Raw genomic sequence first — 14315 nt, 5'->3', positions numbered from 1 at the left:
CGGAAGGAAGGGGGCGGACGATGTCCCAGCGCACCGAAACGGCTCCGGACATGCGACGACCCCCGCCGGGGGGGAGAGCGGGGGTCGTCTCTCCGGCCGACTCGGGGGGGGAGGAGCCGGACCGGGTTAGCACGGTCGCGAACGATCCGTGACTTCCATGGTGTACCCGAGAGCCTTCTCAGGCAAACCCACGCGCCCCAGCGTACGCCGAATGGCGGGCACCTATGCTCAGGCTTGTGGAAAACCACTCCTTGCCGCGCACAGCCGCCTTCTTTGACCTGGACAAGACGGTCATTGCGAAGTCCTCGACGCTGACCTTCAGCAAGTCCTTCTACCGGGGCGGACTGATCAGCCGCCGTGCCGCCCTGCGGACGGCCTACATCCAGTTCGTCTTCCTGGCAGGTGGGGCCGATCACGACCAGATGGAGCGGATGCGCGAATACCTTTCCGCGCTCTGCAAAGGCTGGAACGTGGCCCAGGTGAAGGAGCTCGTCGCCGAGACCCTTCACGACCTGATCGACCCGATCATCTACGACGAGGCCGCCTCCCTCATCGAGGAGCACCACGCCGCCGGGCGCGACGTCGTGATCGTCTCGACCTCCGGCGCCGAGGTCGTCGAGCCGATCGGCGAGATGCTCGGCGCCGACCGGGTCGTCGCCACCCGGATGGTGGTCGGCGAGGACGGCTGCTTCACCGGTGAGGTGGAGTACTACGCCTACGGGCCGACCAAGGCCGAAGCCGTCCGCGACCTCGCGAAGTCCGAGGGCTACGACCTCGCGCGCTGCTACGCGTACAGCGACTCGGCGACCGACATCCCCATGCTGGAGGCCGTCGGCAACCCGTACGCGGTGAACCCGGACCGGGCGCTGCGCCGGGAGGCGGCGGCTCGGGAGTGGCCCGTCCTCGCCTTCGAGAAGCCCGTGCGGCTCAAGCAGCGGCTGCCCGAGTTCCGCATGCCGCCCCGCCCCGCGCTCGTCGCCGCGGCGGCGGTGGGTGCGGCGGCCGTGGGCGCCGGACTCGTCTGGTACGCGGCCCGTCGCCGGCAGGCCGCGGGAACCCATCGGCTCGCCGATGGCTTTGCCCGAATTTGAGCAATACGCAGAGAAGTGGATCCAGCACTTTCGCTTCCACCCCGACAGGAGTAGAAAGGAATCAGGCCCGCGAGACCGAGGACATCCGAGAGGATCACCTGTTGAGCATGAAGGCCCCACGGACCTAGCACAGAAACCGAGCACCCACGCGACGTCGACCCGTCGATTACGGGCCAGCCGCACCAGGCCACGGGCAAAGTTCCCGGCCTGATGGGCACATATTCGAGGACGCATGGTAACTGGGTGGACGTGCCAGCGGCGGCACCTGAACTGGTGCCGCCGCAACCCGTTCCGGGCCCCGCGAGGGGCCCGGACCCGTCTGTGAGGCCCGGTCCGGCAGCCCTCCGACGGGGCGGCGGCTCAGGCCGCGCCGCGCTGGAGCGCCTCGCAGACCGCGGTCGACTCGCGGACACCGAGCTCGACCGAACGTCCGCAGTGCGCGATCCAGCCGCCGACGCCCTCCGGGGTGCCCGACAGGTACCCCTCGAACGCGGCGAGGTACGCGGCCCGCCCCTGCTCCGCGTGGCCGACCTCCGCCGGGCAGATCGCCTTCGGGTCGAGCCCGCTGCCGACCAGCGCGATCCGTTCGGCGGCGCGCGCGACCAGTCCGTTGTACGAGGTGAAGGGGCGCAGCGCCAGCAGCTCGCCGTGGACGACGGCGGCCGTCACGAGCGCGGGGGCCTCGCCGCCCGCGACGATCAGCTCCGCCAGGCCGTCGAGTCGTCCGCCGACCTCGGCGGGCGTCGGAAGCGGGGTGGTGACCAGCGGTTCGTCCACGGTCTCGCCGTCCAGCCGGGGCCGGCCCACCGAGTCGCCCGGGTCGCCCGCGGCGACGAGGTGGAGGCGGGCGAGGACCCGCAGCGGCGACTGGCGCCAGATGGAGAGCAGCTGCCCGGCCTCGGCGCCGAGGCGCAGGGCGGCGCCGACGGTGCGGGCCTCGGCGTCGGCGCCGAAGTCGGTGCGGCGGCGGACCTCTTCCAGGGCCCAGTCGGCGCCGGAGAGGGCGGCGGAGCCACGGGCCCCGCGCAGGGCCGCCTCGGAGGAGATCTCGTTGCTGCGGCGGCGCATCACACGGTGGCCGTAGACCCGGTCGACGGCCTTGCGTACGGAGTCCACCGCGTCGGCGACGCCCGGCAGGGAGCCGAGGGCGGCCAAGGGGTCAGAGGCGTGCGTACTCATAAGTAGGGAGGCTACGCGTCCCGGCGGCCCGCCCCACGATGGAGTGGTCTTCTTCACGCATCGCGACCACGCGCCGCGTTCATACCACTACGCTAGGTGAACATGAAGATCGCTTTCGTGGGGAAGGGCGGCAGCGGCAAGACCACGCTGTCCTCGCTCTTCATCCGTCACCTCGCCGCCAACGAAGCCCCCGTCGTCGCCGTGGACGCCGACATCAACCAGCACCTGGGCGCCGCGCTCGGCCTGCCCGAGGCGGAGGCCGCCGCGCTGCCCGCGATGGGGGCGCACCTGCCGCTGATCAAGGAGTACCTGCGGGGCAGCAACCCGCGGATCGCCGACGCCGACACGATGATCAAGACGACGCCGCCCGGGGAGGGCTCGCGGCTGCTGCGGGTGAGCGAGGAGAACCCGGTCTACGAGGCCTGCGCGCGGCCGGTGACGCTGGACGACGGCGAGATCCGGCTGATGGCGACGGGTCCGTTCACGGAGTCGGATCTCGGGGTGTCCTGCTACCACTCGAAGGTCGGGGCGGTGGAGCTCTGCCTGAACCACCTGGTCGACGGCGCGGACGAGTACGTGGTCGTCGACATGACCGCCGGCTCGGACTCCTTCGCCTCCGGGCTCTTCACCCGTTTCGACATGACCTTCCTGGTGGCGGAGCCGACCCGGAAGGGGGTCTCGGTGTACCGCCAGTACAAGGAGTACGCGCGGGACTTCGGGGTGGCGCTCAAGGTCGTGGGGAACAAGGTGCAGGGCCGGGACGACCTGGACTTCCTGCGTGCGGAGGTCGGCGACGACCTGCTCGTCACGGTGGGCCACTCGGACTGGGTCCGGGCGATGGAGAAGGGTCGCCCGGCTCGCTTCGAGCTCCTGGAGGCCGAGAACCGCATGTCGCTCCAGGCCCTCCAGGACGCGGCGGACGACTCGTACGCCGACCGCGACTGGGACCGCTACACGCGCCAGATGGTCCACTTCCACCTGCGGAACGCGGAGAGCTGGGGGAACGCGAAGACGGGGGCCGACCTGGCTGCCCAGGTCGACCCCGACTTCGTTCTCGCCGAGGGCCTCGGCGCCGTTCAGCCCGTCTGACGCCCGTCAGCGGAGCGGGCGGGGGCCGGGGCGCCGGCGGCCGTGGCGGGGGCGGCCGGGACCTTCGCCGGCTGGGGGGCGAGGAAGGCCTTCCAGCCGGCCGCCGGGGCCTCGCCGACCTTCAGGGTGCGCATCTTGGCGATGACGTCGGGGTCCTGGGCGTCGAGCCAGTCGGCGAGCTGCCGGAACGACACGCACTCGACGTCCTTCTGGACGCAGACCGTGGCGATGGTCTCCTCGATGGCGCGCATGTACACGCCGCCGTTCCACGACTCGAAGTGGTTGCCGATGATCAGCGGCGCGCGGTTGCCCCGGTAGGAGCGCTCGAAGGCCTGCACCAGGCCGTCCCGCATCTGGTCGCCCCAGTGCTCGCGCTGGGCCGGGTCGCCCTGGGTCGTGCCCGGGGACTGGTTGACCATGAAGTTGTAGTCCATGGACAGGGTCTGGAACGCACGGCCCGGGACCGGCACGAGCTGGAGCGAGAGGTCCCACAGGCCCAGGTCCTTCTTGGGCCAGATGTGGTCGTTGACGCCGCTCGTGTCGTAGCGGAAGCCCAGCTGCGCGGCGGCCTGGACGAAGTTCGTCCGGCCTTCGAGGCAGGGGGTGCGGGCGCCGACGAGTTCCTTGTCGTAGTCGAAGGGCAGCGGCTGCTCGGCGCGCAGCCCCGCGTTGGTCTTCCAGTTCTTGACGAAGGACTTCGCCTGCTTGATCTCGCTCTTCCACTCCTCGACGGACCAGGTGCCGACGCCGCCGTCGGCGCCGCAGAAGTGCCCGTTGAAGTGGGTGCCGATCTCGTTGCCGTCCTGCCACGCGCCGCGCAGCTCGCGGACGGTGGCGCGGATGCCCTCGGTGTCGTTGAAGCCGATGTCGGAGCGGCCGGCGCTGTGCTGGGGCGGGTCGTAGAGGTCCCGCTTCTCCTCGGGCAGCAGGTACACGCCGCTGAGGAAGTACGTCATCGTCGCGTCGTACTTCTTGCCGACCTTGCGGAAGTGGGAGAACAGCTTCTGGCTGTCCTCGCCGGCGCCGTCCCAGGAGAAGACGACGAACTGCGGCGGGGTCTCGCCCGGCTTGAGGCGCTGCCAGACGGGCTGGTGGGGCTGGGCGCCGGTGAAGGCGGTGGAGCCGTCGCCGATCAGGCGGACCGCGTTCTGCGGGGCGGCGGCGGGCTTCTTCTCGGCGCCCGCACCGCCCGGCGCGCTCTTCGCGGCCGTGCCGTCGGAGCCCGAGCAGCCGGCGAGGCCGCCGATCAGGGCGACGGCGAGGACACCGGCGGCGAGCGCCTTCCTCTGGGCAGTGGTCCTTCTCCCGGCGGCTGTCATGCGCGCACCTCTCCTCGGTTCCGTACGAGCGGCGTCAACGTCGCACCGCGACGGCCGGAGAGATGAAACGACAAGCGGTATTTCGTTCGCCCTTCACCGGAACCGGTGAATCATTGCCCTGTTTGCCCCGAAAATAATGCCGGAGACTTTACTCTCCATTACGATTCGATTACCGAGCGTTGATCCTCGCCTGGTGGGGATCCCGCCTTGCCGCCGCAACGCATCCCGCCGCTGCACGCCGTGACCCACGGCCGCGAGCCCCCCACGTTCGTCCCGCACGAACCGCGACCGCGCCGCCCCGGAGGAGACGGGAATGACCCTCTGCACCCCTGCCCGCACGCCCAACCGACCCCGCGTCCAGCGACCGCACAGCCCGCCGGAGGGGCCGCGCCGCTTCCGTGTCGCCGGCGTCGACCTGTCGGCGTCCATCGCCGTCTTCCTGATCGCGCTGCCGCTCTCGCTCGGCATCGCGCTCGCCACCGGAGCCCCGCTCCAGTCCGGCCTGGTCGCCGCCGCCGTCGGCGGTCTGGTCGCCGGACGCTTCGGCGGCTCCCCGCTCCAGGTCAGCGGCCCGGCCGCCGGCCTCACCGTGGTCACCGCCGAGCTGATCCAGTTGTACGGCTGGCGCACCACCTGCGCCATCACGGTGCTCGCGGGCCTCGCCCAGCTGGGGCTCTCGGTCCTCCGGGTGGCCCGCTCGGCCCTCGCCGTCTCGCCCGCGATCGTGCACGGCATGCTCGGCGGCATCGGCGTCACCATCGCCCTCGCCCAGCTGCACATCGTGCTCGGCAGCACCCCGCAGAGCTCCGCCGTCGACAACTTCCTCGGGCTGCCCGCCCAGTTGGCGCACATCCACCCGGCGGCCCTCGGCATCAGCGCCCTCACCGTGGTCGTGCTGCTGTGCTGGCCCCGGCTGCCCGGCCGGGCGGGGAAGCTCCTTCGCAAGGTCCCGGCCGCGCTCGTCGCGGTGGCGGGGGCGACCGCGGTGGCGACCCTCGCCGGACTCGCCGTCCCGCGCGTCGACCTGCCCTCCTGGAGCAGCCACGCGCTGCCCGGTCTGCCCGAGGGCCCGGTGCTCGGCATCGCGGCCGGCGTGCTGACGATCACCCTGGTCACCAGCGTGCAGTCGCTGCTGTCCGCCGTCGCGGTCGACAAGCTGGTCGCCGCCCGCCCGGACGGCGGCCTCGGCATCCCGCGCACCGCCCTCGACCGCGAACTCGCCGGCCAGGGCGCCGCCAACGTGGTCTCCGGGGCGCTCGGCGGGCTCCCGGTGGCCGGCGTCGCCGTCCGCAGCGTCGCGAACGTCTCGGCGGGCGCGGTGAGCCGCGCCTCCACCATGCTGCACGGCCTGTGGATCGTGCTCGCGGCCCTGTTCCTGGTGCCCGTGCTCGACCTGATCCCGCTGCCCGCGCTCGCCGCCCTGGTCATGGTGGTCGGCATCCAGATGGTGAGCATCACCCACATCCGCACCGTCACCCGGCACCGCGAGGTCGTGGTCTACGCGGTGACGCTGTCCGGCGTCGTCCTCGTCGGCATCCTGGAGGGCGTCGCCCTCGGCATCGCCGTGGCCATCGCGGTCGCCATGCAGCGGCTCGCCCGCACGCGGATCACCCGGGAGGAGCGGGACGGACGCCAGTTCCTGCACGTCCGGGGCCAGCTGACCTTCCTCGCGGTGCCCCGGCTGAGCCGGGCCCTGCACCAACTGCCCAGGGGATCGGACGTGGTGGTGGAGCTCGACGGCTCCTTCATGGACCACGCCGCCTACGAGACCCTCGGCGACTGGACCGCGGGACACCTGGCGCACGGCGGGACCGTCGAGACCACCGGCCCTTCGGGGGCGAGGATCGCCGAGTCCACCCCCTCGGACGTCGCGGCGCACGCCTGCTGCCGGCCCTGGACGCCGTGGCACAACCACCAGTGCGGCGAGCAGCCGGCCGAGCGGCCCGACGAGGCCGTGGAGCCCCCGCGCACCACGGGTCTCCAGCTGGCCCGCGGCATCGGCACGTTCCAGCGGAACACGGCGCCGCTGGTCCGGGACGAGCTCGCGCGGCTCGCCCGCGAGGGCCAGACCCCCTCGCAGCTCTTCCTGACCTGCGCGGACTCCCGTCTCGTCACCAGCATGATCACGTCGAGCGGCCCGGGTGACCTGTTCACCGTGCGGAACGTCGGGAACCTCGTCCCGCTGCCCGGCGAGGAGAGCGGGGACGACTCGGTGGCGGCGGCGATCGAGTACGCGGTCGAGGTGCTGCGGGTGGACTCGATCACCGTCTGCGGCCATTCCGGCTGCGGCGCGATGCAGGCCCTGCTCAACGCCGGCCCGGACGACCCGCCGACCCCGCTCCGCCGCTGGCTGCGCCACGGCCGGCCGAGCCTGGAGCGGATGGCGAGCAGCAGACACGCCTGGGCCCGGATCTCCGGCCGCCTCCCGGCGGACGCGGTCGAGCAGCTCTGCCTCACCAACGTGGTGCAGCAGCTGGAGCACCTCCGGGCGTACGAGCCGGTGGCGCGGCGGCTGGCCGAGGGCACGCTCTCGCTGCACGGCGTGTACTTCCACGTGGGCGAGGCGCAGGCGTACCTCCTCTCCGGGACGGACGAGGCGCACTCGTACGACGACGTGTTCACCCAGGTCATGCCGACGGAGTCGCGGGAGGCGGCCCGGGCGTCCTGATCGGGACGGGGGCAGCGCGTCCTGAACCTTCCGCTCCCCCGGTCCGTGAGACTGTGTGGCCCCTTCTCCCACCGCTCGGGAGGAGGGGCCCCCGCACGCCGGACGGCTCACAGGTCTAAACCAATTGCCCGGAGGCCCTTGTCACCCGGGCCTTCGACTGATGAGCTATGACGCGGGACACATACGCACAGAGGACGCCCTGGGAAAGGGAGATGTCGTGAGCAACGAAAGCCTGGCCAATCTGCTTCGGGAAGAGCGACGGTTCGCGCCGCCCGCCGAGCTGGCCGCGGACGCCAACGTGACGGCGGAGGCGTACGAGCAGGCCAAGGCGGACAGGCTGGGCTTCTGGGCCGAGCAGGCCAAGCGCCTGACCTGGGCCACCGAGCCGACCGAGACCCTCGACTGGTCGAACCCGCCGTTCGCCAAGTGGTTCGCCGACGGCGAGCTGAACGTGGCGTACAACTGCGTCGACCGGCACGTCGAGGCCGGCCACGGCGACCGGGTCGCCATCCACTTCGAGGGCGAGCCGGGCGACAGCCGCTCGATCACCTACGCCGAGCTCAAGGACGAGGTCTCCAAGGCGGCCAACGCCCTGACCGAGCTGGGCGTCCGGAAGGGCGACCGCGTCGCCGTCTACCTCCCGATGATCCCCGAGGCGGCCGTCACGATGCTGGCCTGCGCCCGCGTCGGCGCCGCCCACTCGGTGGTCTTCGGCGGCTTCTCGGCCGACGCCGTGGCCTCCCGCATCCAGGACGCCGACGCCAAGCTGGTCGTCACCGCCGACGGCGGCTACCGCCGCGGCAAGCCGAGCGCCCTCAAGCCGGCCATCGACGAGGCCGTCGCCAAGTGCCCGCAGGTCGAGCACGTCCTCGTGGTCCGCCGCACGGGCCAGGACACCGCCTTCACCGAGGGCCGCGACGTCTGGTGGGACGACATCGTCGCCCGCCAGTCCGCCGAGCACACCCCGGAGGCCTTCGAGGCGGAGCACCCGCTCTTCATCCTCTACACCTCCGGCACCACCGGGAAGCCCAAGGGCATCCTCCACACCTCCGGCGGCTACCTCACCCAGGCCGCGTACACCCACCACGCCGTCTTCGACCTCAAGCCGGAGAGCGACGTCTACTGGTGCACCGCCGACATCGGCTGGGTCACCGGACACTCGTACATCGTCTACGGCCCGCTGGCCAACGGCGCGACGCAGGTCATGTACGAGGGCACCCCGGACACCCCGCACCAGGGGCGGTTCTGGGAGATCGTGCAGAAGTACGGCGTCACGATCCTCTACACGGCGCCCACCGCGATCCGCACGTTCATGAAGTGGGGCGACGACATCCCCGCCAAGTTCGACCTGTCCAGCCTCCGGGTCCTGGGCTCGGTCGGCGAGCCGATCAACCCCGAGGCCTGGGTCTGGTACCGCGAGCACATCGGCGCCGGCAAGACCCCGATCGTGGACACCTGGTGGCAGACCGAGACGGGCGCGATGATGATCTCGCCGCTGCCGGGCGTCACCGAGACCAAGCCGGGCTCCGCCCAGCGCCCGCTGCCGGGCATCTCCGCGACCGTCGTCGACGACGAGGCCAACGAGGTGCCGAACGGCGGGGGCGGCTACCTGGTCCTCACCGAGCCGTGGCCGTCGATGCTCCGCACCATCTGGGGCGACGACCAGCGCTACATCGACACGTACTGGTCCCGCTTCGAGGGCAAGTACTTCGCCGGCGACGGGGCCAAGAAGGACGAGGACGGCGACATCTGGCTGCTCGGCCGGGTCGACGACGTCATGCTCGTCTCCGGTCACAACATCTCGACCACCGAGGTCGAGTCGGCGCTCGTCTCGCACCCCGCCGTCGCCGAGGCGGCCGTCGTGGGCGCGGCCGACGAGACGACCGGTCAGGCGATCGTGGCCTTCGTCATCCTGCGCGGCACGGCCAGCCAAGACGAGAGCCTGGTCGCCGAGCTCCGCAACCACGTCGGCGCGACCCTCGGCCCGATCGCCAAGCCGAAGCGGGTCCTGCCGGTGGCGGAGCTGCCGAAGACCCGCTCGGGCAAGATCATGCGCCGACTCCTGCGCGACGTCGCGGAGAACCGCGAGCTGGGCGACGTGACGACCCTGACCGACTCGTCGGTGATGTCGCTCATCCAGACCCAGCTGCCGAGCGCCTCCAGCGAGGACTGAGCCCGGCCCGTACGCCGCGGACTCCCCGCGGGTACACCGCGCACGCCCGCCCCGAGCGACCGGGGCGGGCGTTCGCCGTTCCCGGACGCTCCATCCCGGGGGACGAAAGCCGCATAGTTCCCTAAAGTAATTCTCGCCGGACACACCCCACGCGCGTTGGGTACGGTAAGGGGCGCGTCAACGACGCGACAAGAAGACCTAGGTGCGCCGGGAAGTCTGGTCGGCATGTGCTCAGTCCTGCCCACCCGACCGGAGGTTCTCCCCCGTGCCCGCGCCCGCACCCACCGACCGCAAGTTCCTCGGCCGGCTCCCCCTGCCCGAGCGCCGGTACCTCACCGACGCCCTCCGGACCGAGACCGTCGGCGGTGTCCTGCTCCTCGTCGCCGCCGTCGCCGCCCTCGTCTGGGCCAACACCCTGAGCGGCAGCTACGAGGCCGTCAGCGACTTCCACCTGGGCCCCGCCGCCCTCGGCCTCGACCTCTCGATCCAGCACTGGGCGGCCGACGGCCTCCTCGCGATCTTCTTCTTCGTCGCCGGCATCGAGCTCAAGCGCGAACTCGTCGCCGGTGAACTCCGCGACCCCAGGGCCGCCGCGCTCCCCGTCATCGCCGCCCTCTGCGGCATGGCCGCGCCCGCCCTCGTCTACGCCCTGGTCAACACCCTCGGCAACGGCTCGATGGACGGCTGGGCCGTCCCCACCGCGACGGACATCGCCTTCGCGCTCGCCGTCCTCGCCGTCATCGGCACCTCGCTGCCCTCCGCGCTGCGCGCCTTCCTGCTCACCCTCGCCGTCGTCGACGACCTCTTCGCCATCCTGATCATCGCGATCTTCTTCACCAGCGACCTGAACTTCGCCGCGCTCGGCGGCGCCTTCGCCGGACTCCTCCTCTTCTGGCTGCTGCTCCGCAAGGAGGTCCGCGGCTGGTACGTGTACGTCCCGCTGGCCCTGGTCATCTGGGGCCTGATGTACAACAGCGGCGTCCACGCCACCATCGCCGGCGTCGCCATGGGGCTGATGCTCCGCTGCACCACCCGCGAGGGCGAGCAGCACTCCCCCGGCGAGCACATCGAGCACCTGGTCCGCCCGCTCTCGGCCGGCCTCGCCGTCCCGCTGTTCGCGCTCTTCTCGGCCGGCGTGAGCATCTCGGGGGGCGCGATCCACGACGTCTTCACCCAGCCCGTCACCCTCGGCGTCGTCCTCGGGCTCGTCGTCGGCAAGACCATCGGCATCTTCGGCGGCACCTGGCTCACCGCCCGCTTCACCCGTGCGGAGCTCAACCCCGACCTGTCCTGGCCGGACGTCTTCGCCGTCGCCACCCTGGCCGGCATCGGCTTCACCGTCTCGCTGCTCATCGGCGAGCTCGCCTTCGCCGGGGACGAGACCCTCACCGACGAGGTGAAGGCCGCGGTCCTCGTCGGCTCGCTCGTCGCGGCCGTCCTCGCCTCCGTCCTGCTGAAACTGCGGGTGCGGAAGTACCAGGCGCTCGTCTCCGCCGAGGAGCGCGACGACGACGAGGACGGCATCCCCGACATCTACGAGGAGGACAACCCGGAGTACCACCTCCGGATGGCCGCGATCTACGAGAAGAAGGCCGCGGAACACCGCGAGCGCGCCCGACTGGCGGGGGCACCGCGCGACGGGGCCGACCGTCCGGCATGATCTGAGTCGGACCGTGCAGAAGAGAACGCGGACCGCAGAAGAGAAGAGGGAGCAGCGATGAGCGACCCGTACGACGGAACCGAGCGCAGTCTCGGTCAGCTGGTCGCCTCGGCGACCGCCGAGATGTCCGCACTCGTGCACGACGAGCTCGCCCTGGCCAAGGCCGAGATCAGGCAGGACGTCAAGCGCGGTGTGATCGGGAGCGCCGCCGGCATCACGGCCGCGGTCGTCCTGCTGTTCTCACTGCCGATGCTCAGCTTCGCGCTCGCGTACGCCATCAACACCTGGACCGGCGGGCACAACGGCAACGGGGGCTGGAACCTCGTCTGGTGCTTCCTGCTCTCCTTCGCGGCGAACGTGCTGCTCGCGGTGCTGCTCGGCGTGATCGCGTACGCCAAGTTCAAGAAGGTCAAGCCGCCGGAGAAGTCCATCGCGTCCGCCAAGCAGACGGCCGCGGTGATCTCCACCGTCAAGCCGCACCCGCGCCCCGAGCCCGCCAAGGCCCTGGACAAGGCGCTGGACAAGGCTCCGGCTGTGGCACGCTCGTCGGTATGACCCTCCCCGAGAGCAGCAACGGCGGGCCCGTCCGGCTCGACGGGCCGTGGACCCATCGCGACGTGGCCGCCAACGGCGCCCGCTTCCACATCGCCGAGATGGGCGACGGCCCCCTGGTGCTGCTCCTGCACGGCTTCCCGCAGTTCTGGTGGACCTGGCGCCACCAGCTGCCGCTGCTCGCCGAGGCCGGTTTCCGGGCCGTCGCGATGGACCTGCGCGGGGTCGGCGGCAGCGACCGCACCCCCCGGGGCTACGACCCCGCCAACCTGGCGCTCGACGTCACCGGGGTGATCCGGTCGCTGGGCGAGCCGGACGCGGCGCTCGTCGGTCACGACCTGGGCGGCTACCTCGCCTGGACGGCGGCCGTCATGCGGCCCAAGCTGGTGCGCCGGCTCGTGGTGTCCTCGATGCCGCACCCGCGCCGCTGGCGCTCGGCGATGCTCTCCGACTTCGCGCAGTCGCGGGCCGGGTCGCACATCTGGGGCTTCCAGCGGCCGTGGCTGCCGGAGCGTCAGCTCGTCGCGGACGACGCGGCGCTGGTGGGCGAGCTGATCCGGGACTGGTCGGGGCCGAAGCCCGTACGCGCCTCCGAGGAGCAGGCGATCGAGGTGTACCGGCGGGCGATGCTGGTGCCGTCGACGGCGCACTGCTCGATCGAGCCGTACCGCTGGATGGTGCGGTCGCTGGCCCGCCCGGACGGCATCCAGTTCAACCGGCGCATGAAGCGTCCGGTGCGGGTGCCGACACTGCATCTGCACGGCTCGCTGGACCCGGTGATGCGGACCCGCAGCGCCGCGGGGTCCGGCGAGTACGTGGAGGCGCCGTACCGCTGGCGTCTCTTCGACGGGCTCGGGCACTTCCCGCACGAGGAGGACCCGGTGGGCTTCTCGACGGAGCTCGTCAACTGGCTGAAGGACCCCGAGCCGGACCGCTGACGGGCGTCGGGGCCCCCGGGCTCCGGACGGGCCTCCGCCGGCCGCTGACGGTCCCTCTGGCCGCCCTGATGCGTACAGACTTCCTTCGAACGGCCATGTGCCTCGCGCATACTCCAATTGGCGGGCCCGGGGGAGGTTACCGACCTTGGGCCACGGGCAGACGTCGAGGTATGGGCTGGACGCACGACTACAGTGACACGGCAGCACGCAACCGCCGCTCGGCCGTCGGGCAGGGCTCCCGCGAGGGGGCCGGACCGCCGGATCCGGCCGGTCGGCACGCCACGCAGGGAGTGGGGATCTCGCGCATCCTCCGCCGCCGGGCCCGCTGGGTGTCCGCCCGGCTCCGGCACCCCCGCGACACCCCGTAACAGCACCGCAGACGTGTGGGGCCCCGACCGTCGGTCGGGGCCCCACACGTCTGGCATGCGGCGGGTTACAGCGCGCAGGCCTCCGTGTCGACCTGCTGGTTCGCGGTCCTGCCGCGCTCGATGTCCTCGCGGATCTCGTCGACGGTCAGGGCGTAGCCGGTGTTCGCGTCGTCGAGGGAGCGGGCGAAGATCACGCCGTACACCTCGCCGTCCACGGTGAGGAGCGGGCCGCCGGAGTTTCCCTGGCGGACGGTCGTGTACAGCGAGTACACGTCCCTGCGCACCTCGCCCCGGCGGTAGATGTCGGGTCCGTCGGCGTTGATGCGGCCGCGGACGCGCGCCGAGCGCACGTCGTACGAGCCGTTCTCCGGGAATCCGGCGACGATCGCGCTGTCGCCGCTGCGGGCGTCCTCGTCGGTGAAGGCCAGCGGGGTGGCTTCGAGGTCGGGGACGTCCAGGACGGCGATGTCGCGCTGCCAGTCGTAGAGGACGACCTTGGCGTCGTAGAGCCTGCCCTCGCCGCCTATCTGGACGGTCGGCTCGTCGACCCCGCCGACGACGTGGGCGTTGGTCATGATCCGGCGGTCGGCGAAGACGAACCCGGTGCCTTCGAGGACCTTGCCGCAGCTCTGCGCGGTGCCGACGACCTTCACGATGGAGCGCTGGGCGCGCTCGGCGACGGGGCTCCGGGCGAGCTCCGGGTCCGGGGGCACGACGGGGGTGATCGGTTCGTCGGCGAAGGGGCTGAAGACCGGCGGGAAGCCGCTGCGGGCCAGCGTGGAGCTGAAGTCGTCGAACCAGCGCGACGCCTGAGCCGGCATCACCTGTTCGACCCCGAGCAGGACCTTGGAGGTCCGCACCTCCTTGCCCAGGGTGGGCATGGTGGTGCGGGCGAGTCCGGAGCCGATCAGCCAGGCCACGAGCAGCATCGCGACGACGTTGACCAGGGCGCCGCCGGTGGCGTCGAGGGCGCGGGCCGGCGACCAGGTGATGTGTCGGCGCACCTTGTTGCCCAGGTGGGTGGTGAAGGCCTGGCCGACGGAGGCGCAGACGATGACCACCATCACGAAGACGACCGTGGCCGTGGTCGAGACCTCGCTGTTGTCGGTGAGCTGGTCCCAGAGGACGGGCAGCAGCAGGACGGCGACGAGGCCGCCGCCGAGGAAGCCGATCACCGACAGGATGCCGACCACGAACCCCTGGCGGTAGCCGATGATCGCGAACCACACGGCGGCGAGCAGCAACAGGATGTCCAGCACGTTCACCGTCAAATGCCTC

11 protein-coding genes are annotated in these 14315 nt (G+C 71.6%); 8 read left to right on the top strand and 3 right to left on the bottom strand.

The annotated features are described in order from the left end of the window. Positions 1–224: 224 nt before the first annotated feature. Entirely contained in the window at positions 225–1091 is an 867-nt protein-coding gene (locus tag ACY0MR_RS20080; RefSeq protein WP_388801546.1) for an HAD-IB family hydrolase, read from the top strand. 360 nt (positions 1092–1451) lie between these two features. On the opposite strand, the gene ACY0MR_RS20075 is transcribed toward ACY0MR_RS20080, so the two are convergent. After that, the gene (locus ACY0MR_RS20075; RefSeq protein WP_361847559.1) at positions 1452–2270 is read right to left on the bottom strand and encodes a Fic family protein; all 819 of its coding nucleotides are present in this window, start codon (positions 2268–2270) and stop codon (positions 1452–1454) included. A 102-nt stretch (positions 2271–2372) separates the two neighbouring features. On the opposite strand from ACY0MR_RS20075, the gene ACY0MR_RS20070 reads away from it, so the two are divergent. Next, entirely contained in the window at positions 2373–3359 is a 987-nt protein-coding gene (locus ACY0MR_RS20070) for an ATP-binding protein (RefSeq protein WP_361847562.1), read from the top strand. Here ACY0MR_RS20070 and ACY0MR_RS20065 read toward each other — a convergent pair. Then, positions 3347–4678 carry a polysaccharide deacetylase family protein gene (locus tag ACY0MR_RS20065; protein ID WP_473554495.1) on the bottom strand — a complete coding sequence of 444 codons (1332 nt, stop codon included), beginning with the start codon at positions 4676–4678 and terminating at the stop codon, positions 3347–3349. The genes ACY0MR_RS20070 and ACY0MR_RS20065 overlap by 13 nt on opposite strands. A gap of 313 nt (positions 4679–4991) precedes the next feature. Between ACY0MR_RS20065 and ACY0MR_RS20060 the strand changes: the two genes are divergently transcribed. The 6 genes from ACY0MR_RS20060 (at position 4992) to ACY0MR_RS20035 (ending at position 13037) form a co-directional block, all read left to right on the top strand. Continuing rightward, the gene (locus ACY0MR_RS20060) at positions 4992–7346 is read left to right on the top strand and encodes a SulP family inorganic anion transporter (protein WP_403318306.1); all 2355 of its coding nucleotides are present in this window, start codon (positions 4992–4994) and stop codon (positions 7344–7346) included. A gap of 217 nt (positions 7347–7563) precedes the next feature. Further along, on the top strand, positions 7564–9519 hold the full coding sequence (gene acs / locus ACY0MR_RS20055; protein ID WP_361847571.1) for an acetate--CoA ligase: 1956 nt from the start codon (positions 7564–7566) through the stop codon (positions 9517–9519). A gap of 265 nt (positions 9520–9784) precedes the next feature. Continuing rightward, positions 9785–11179: a Na+/H+ antiporter NhaA gene (gene nhaA, locus ACY0MR_RS20050; RefSeq protein WP_388801558.1), complete on the top strand. Its 1395-nt coding sequence runs from the start codon at positions 9785–9787 to the stop codon at positions 11177–11179. A 57-nt stretch (positions 11180–11236) separates the two neighbouring features. Next, the gene (locus ACY0MR_RS20045) at positions 11237–11734 is read left to right on the top strand and encodes a phage holin family protein (protein ID WP_073908084.1); all 498 of its coding nucleotides are present in this window, start codon (positions 11237–11239) and stop codon (positions 11732–11734) included. Then, positions 11731–12669 (top strand): alpha/beta fold hydrolase, encoded by a 939-nt coding sequence (locus tag ACY0MR_RS20040; protein ID WP_361847578.1) that lies wholly within the window; start codon positions 11731–11733, stop codon positions 12667–12669. The genes ACY0MR_RS20045 and ACY0MR_RS20040 overlap by 4 nt, the downstream gene beginning before the upstream one ends. A 170-nt stretch (positions 12670–12839) precedes the next feature. Continuing rightward, positions 12840–13037, top strand: a complete 198-nt coding sequence (locus tag ACY0MR_RS20035; RefSeq protein WP_361847581.1) for a hypothetical protein — start codon at positions 12840–12842, stop codon at positions 13035–13037. A gap of 65 nt (positions 13038–13102) precedes the next feature. Here the strand turns inward: ACY0MR_RS20035 and ACY0MR_RS20030 are convergent, their stop codons facing one another. Continuing rightward, positions 13103–14302, bottom strand: a complete 1200-nt coding sequence (locus ACY0MR_RS20030; protein ID WP_361847584.1) for a MarP family serine protease — start codon at positions 14300–14302, stop codon at positions 13103–13105. Positions 14303–14315: the final 13 nt, after the last annotated feature.

The organism is Streptomyces sp. JN8 (genome assembly GCF_055808075.1).
Note: the sequence above shows the minus strand (reverse complement) of the source record. Positions and strands in the feature narration are given on the sequence as shown.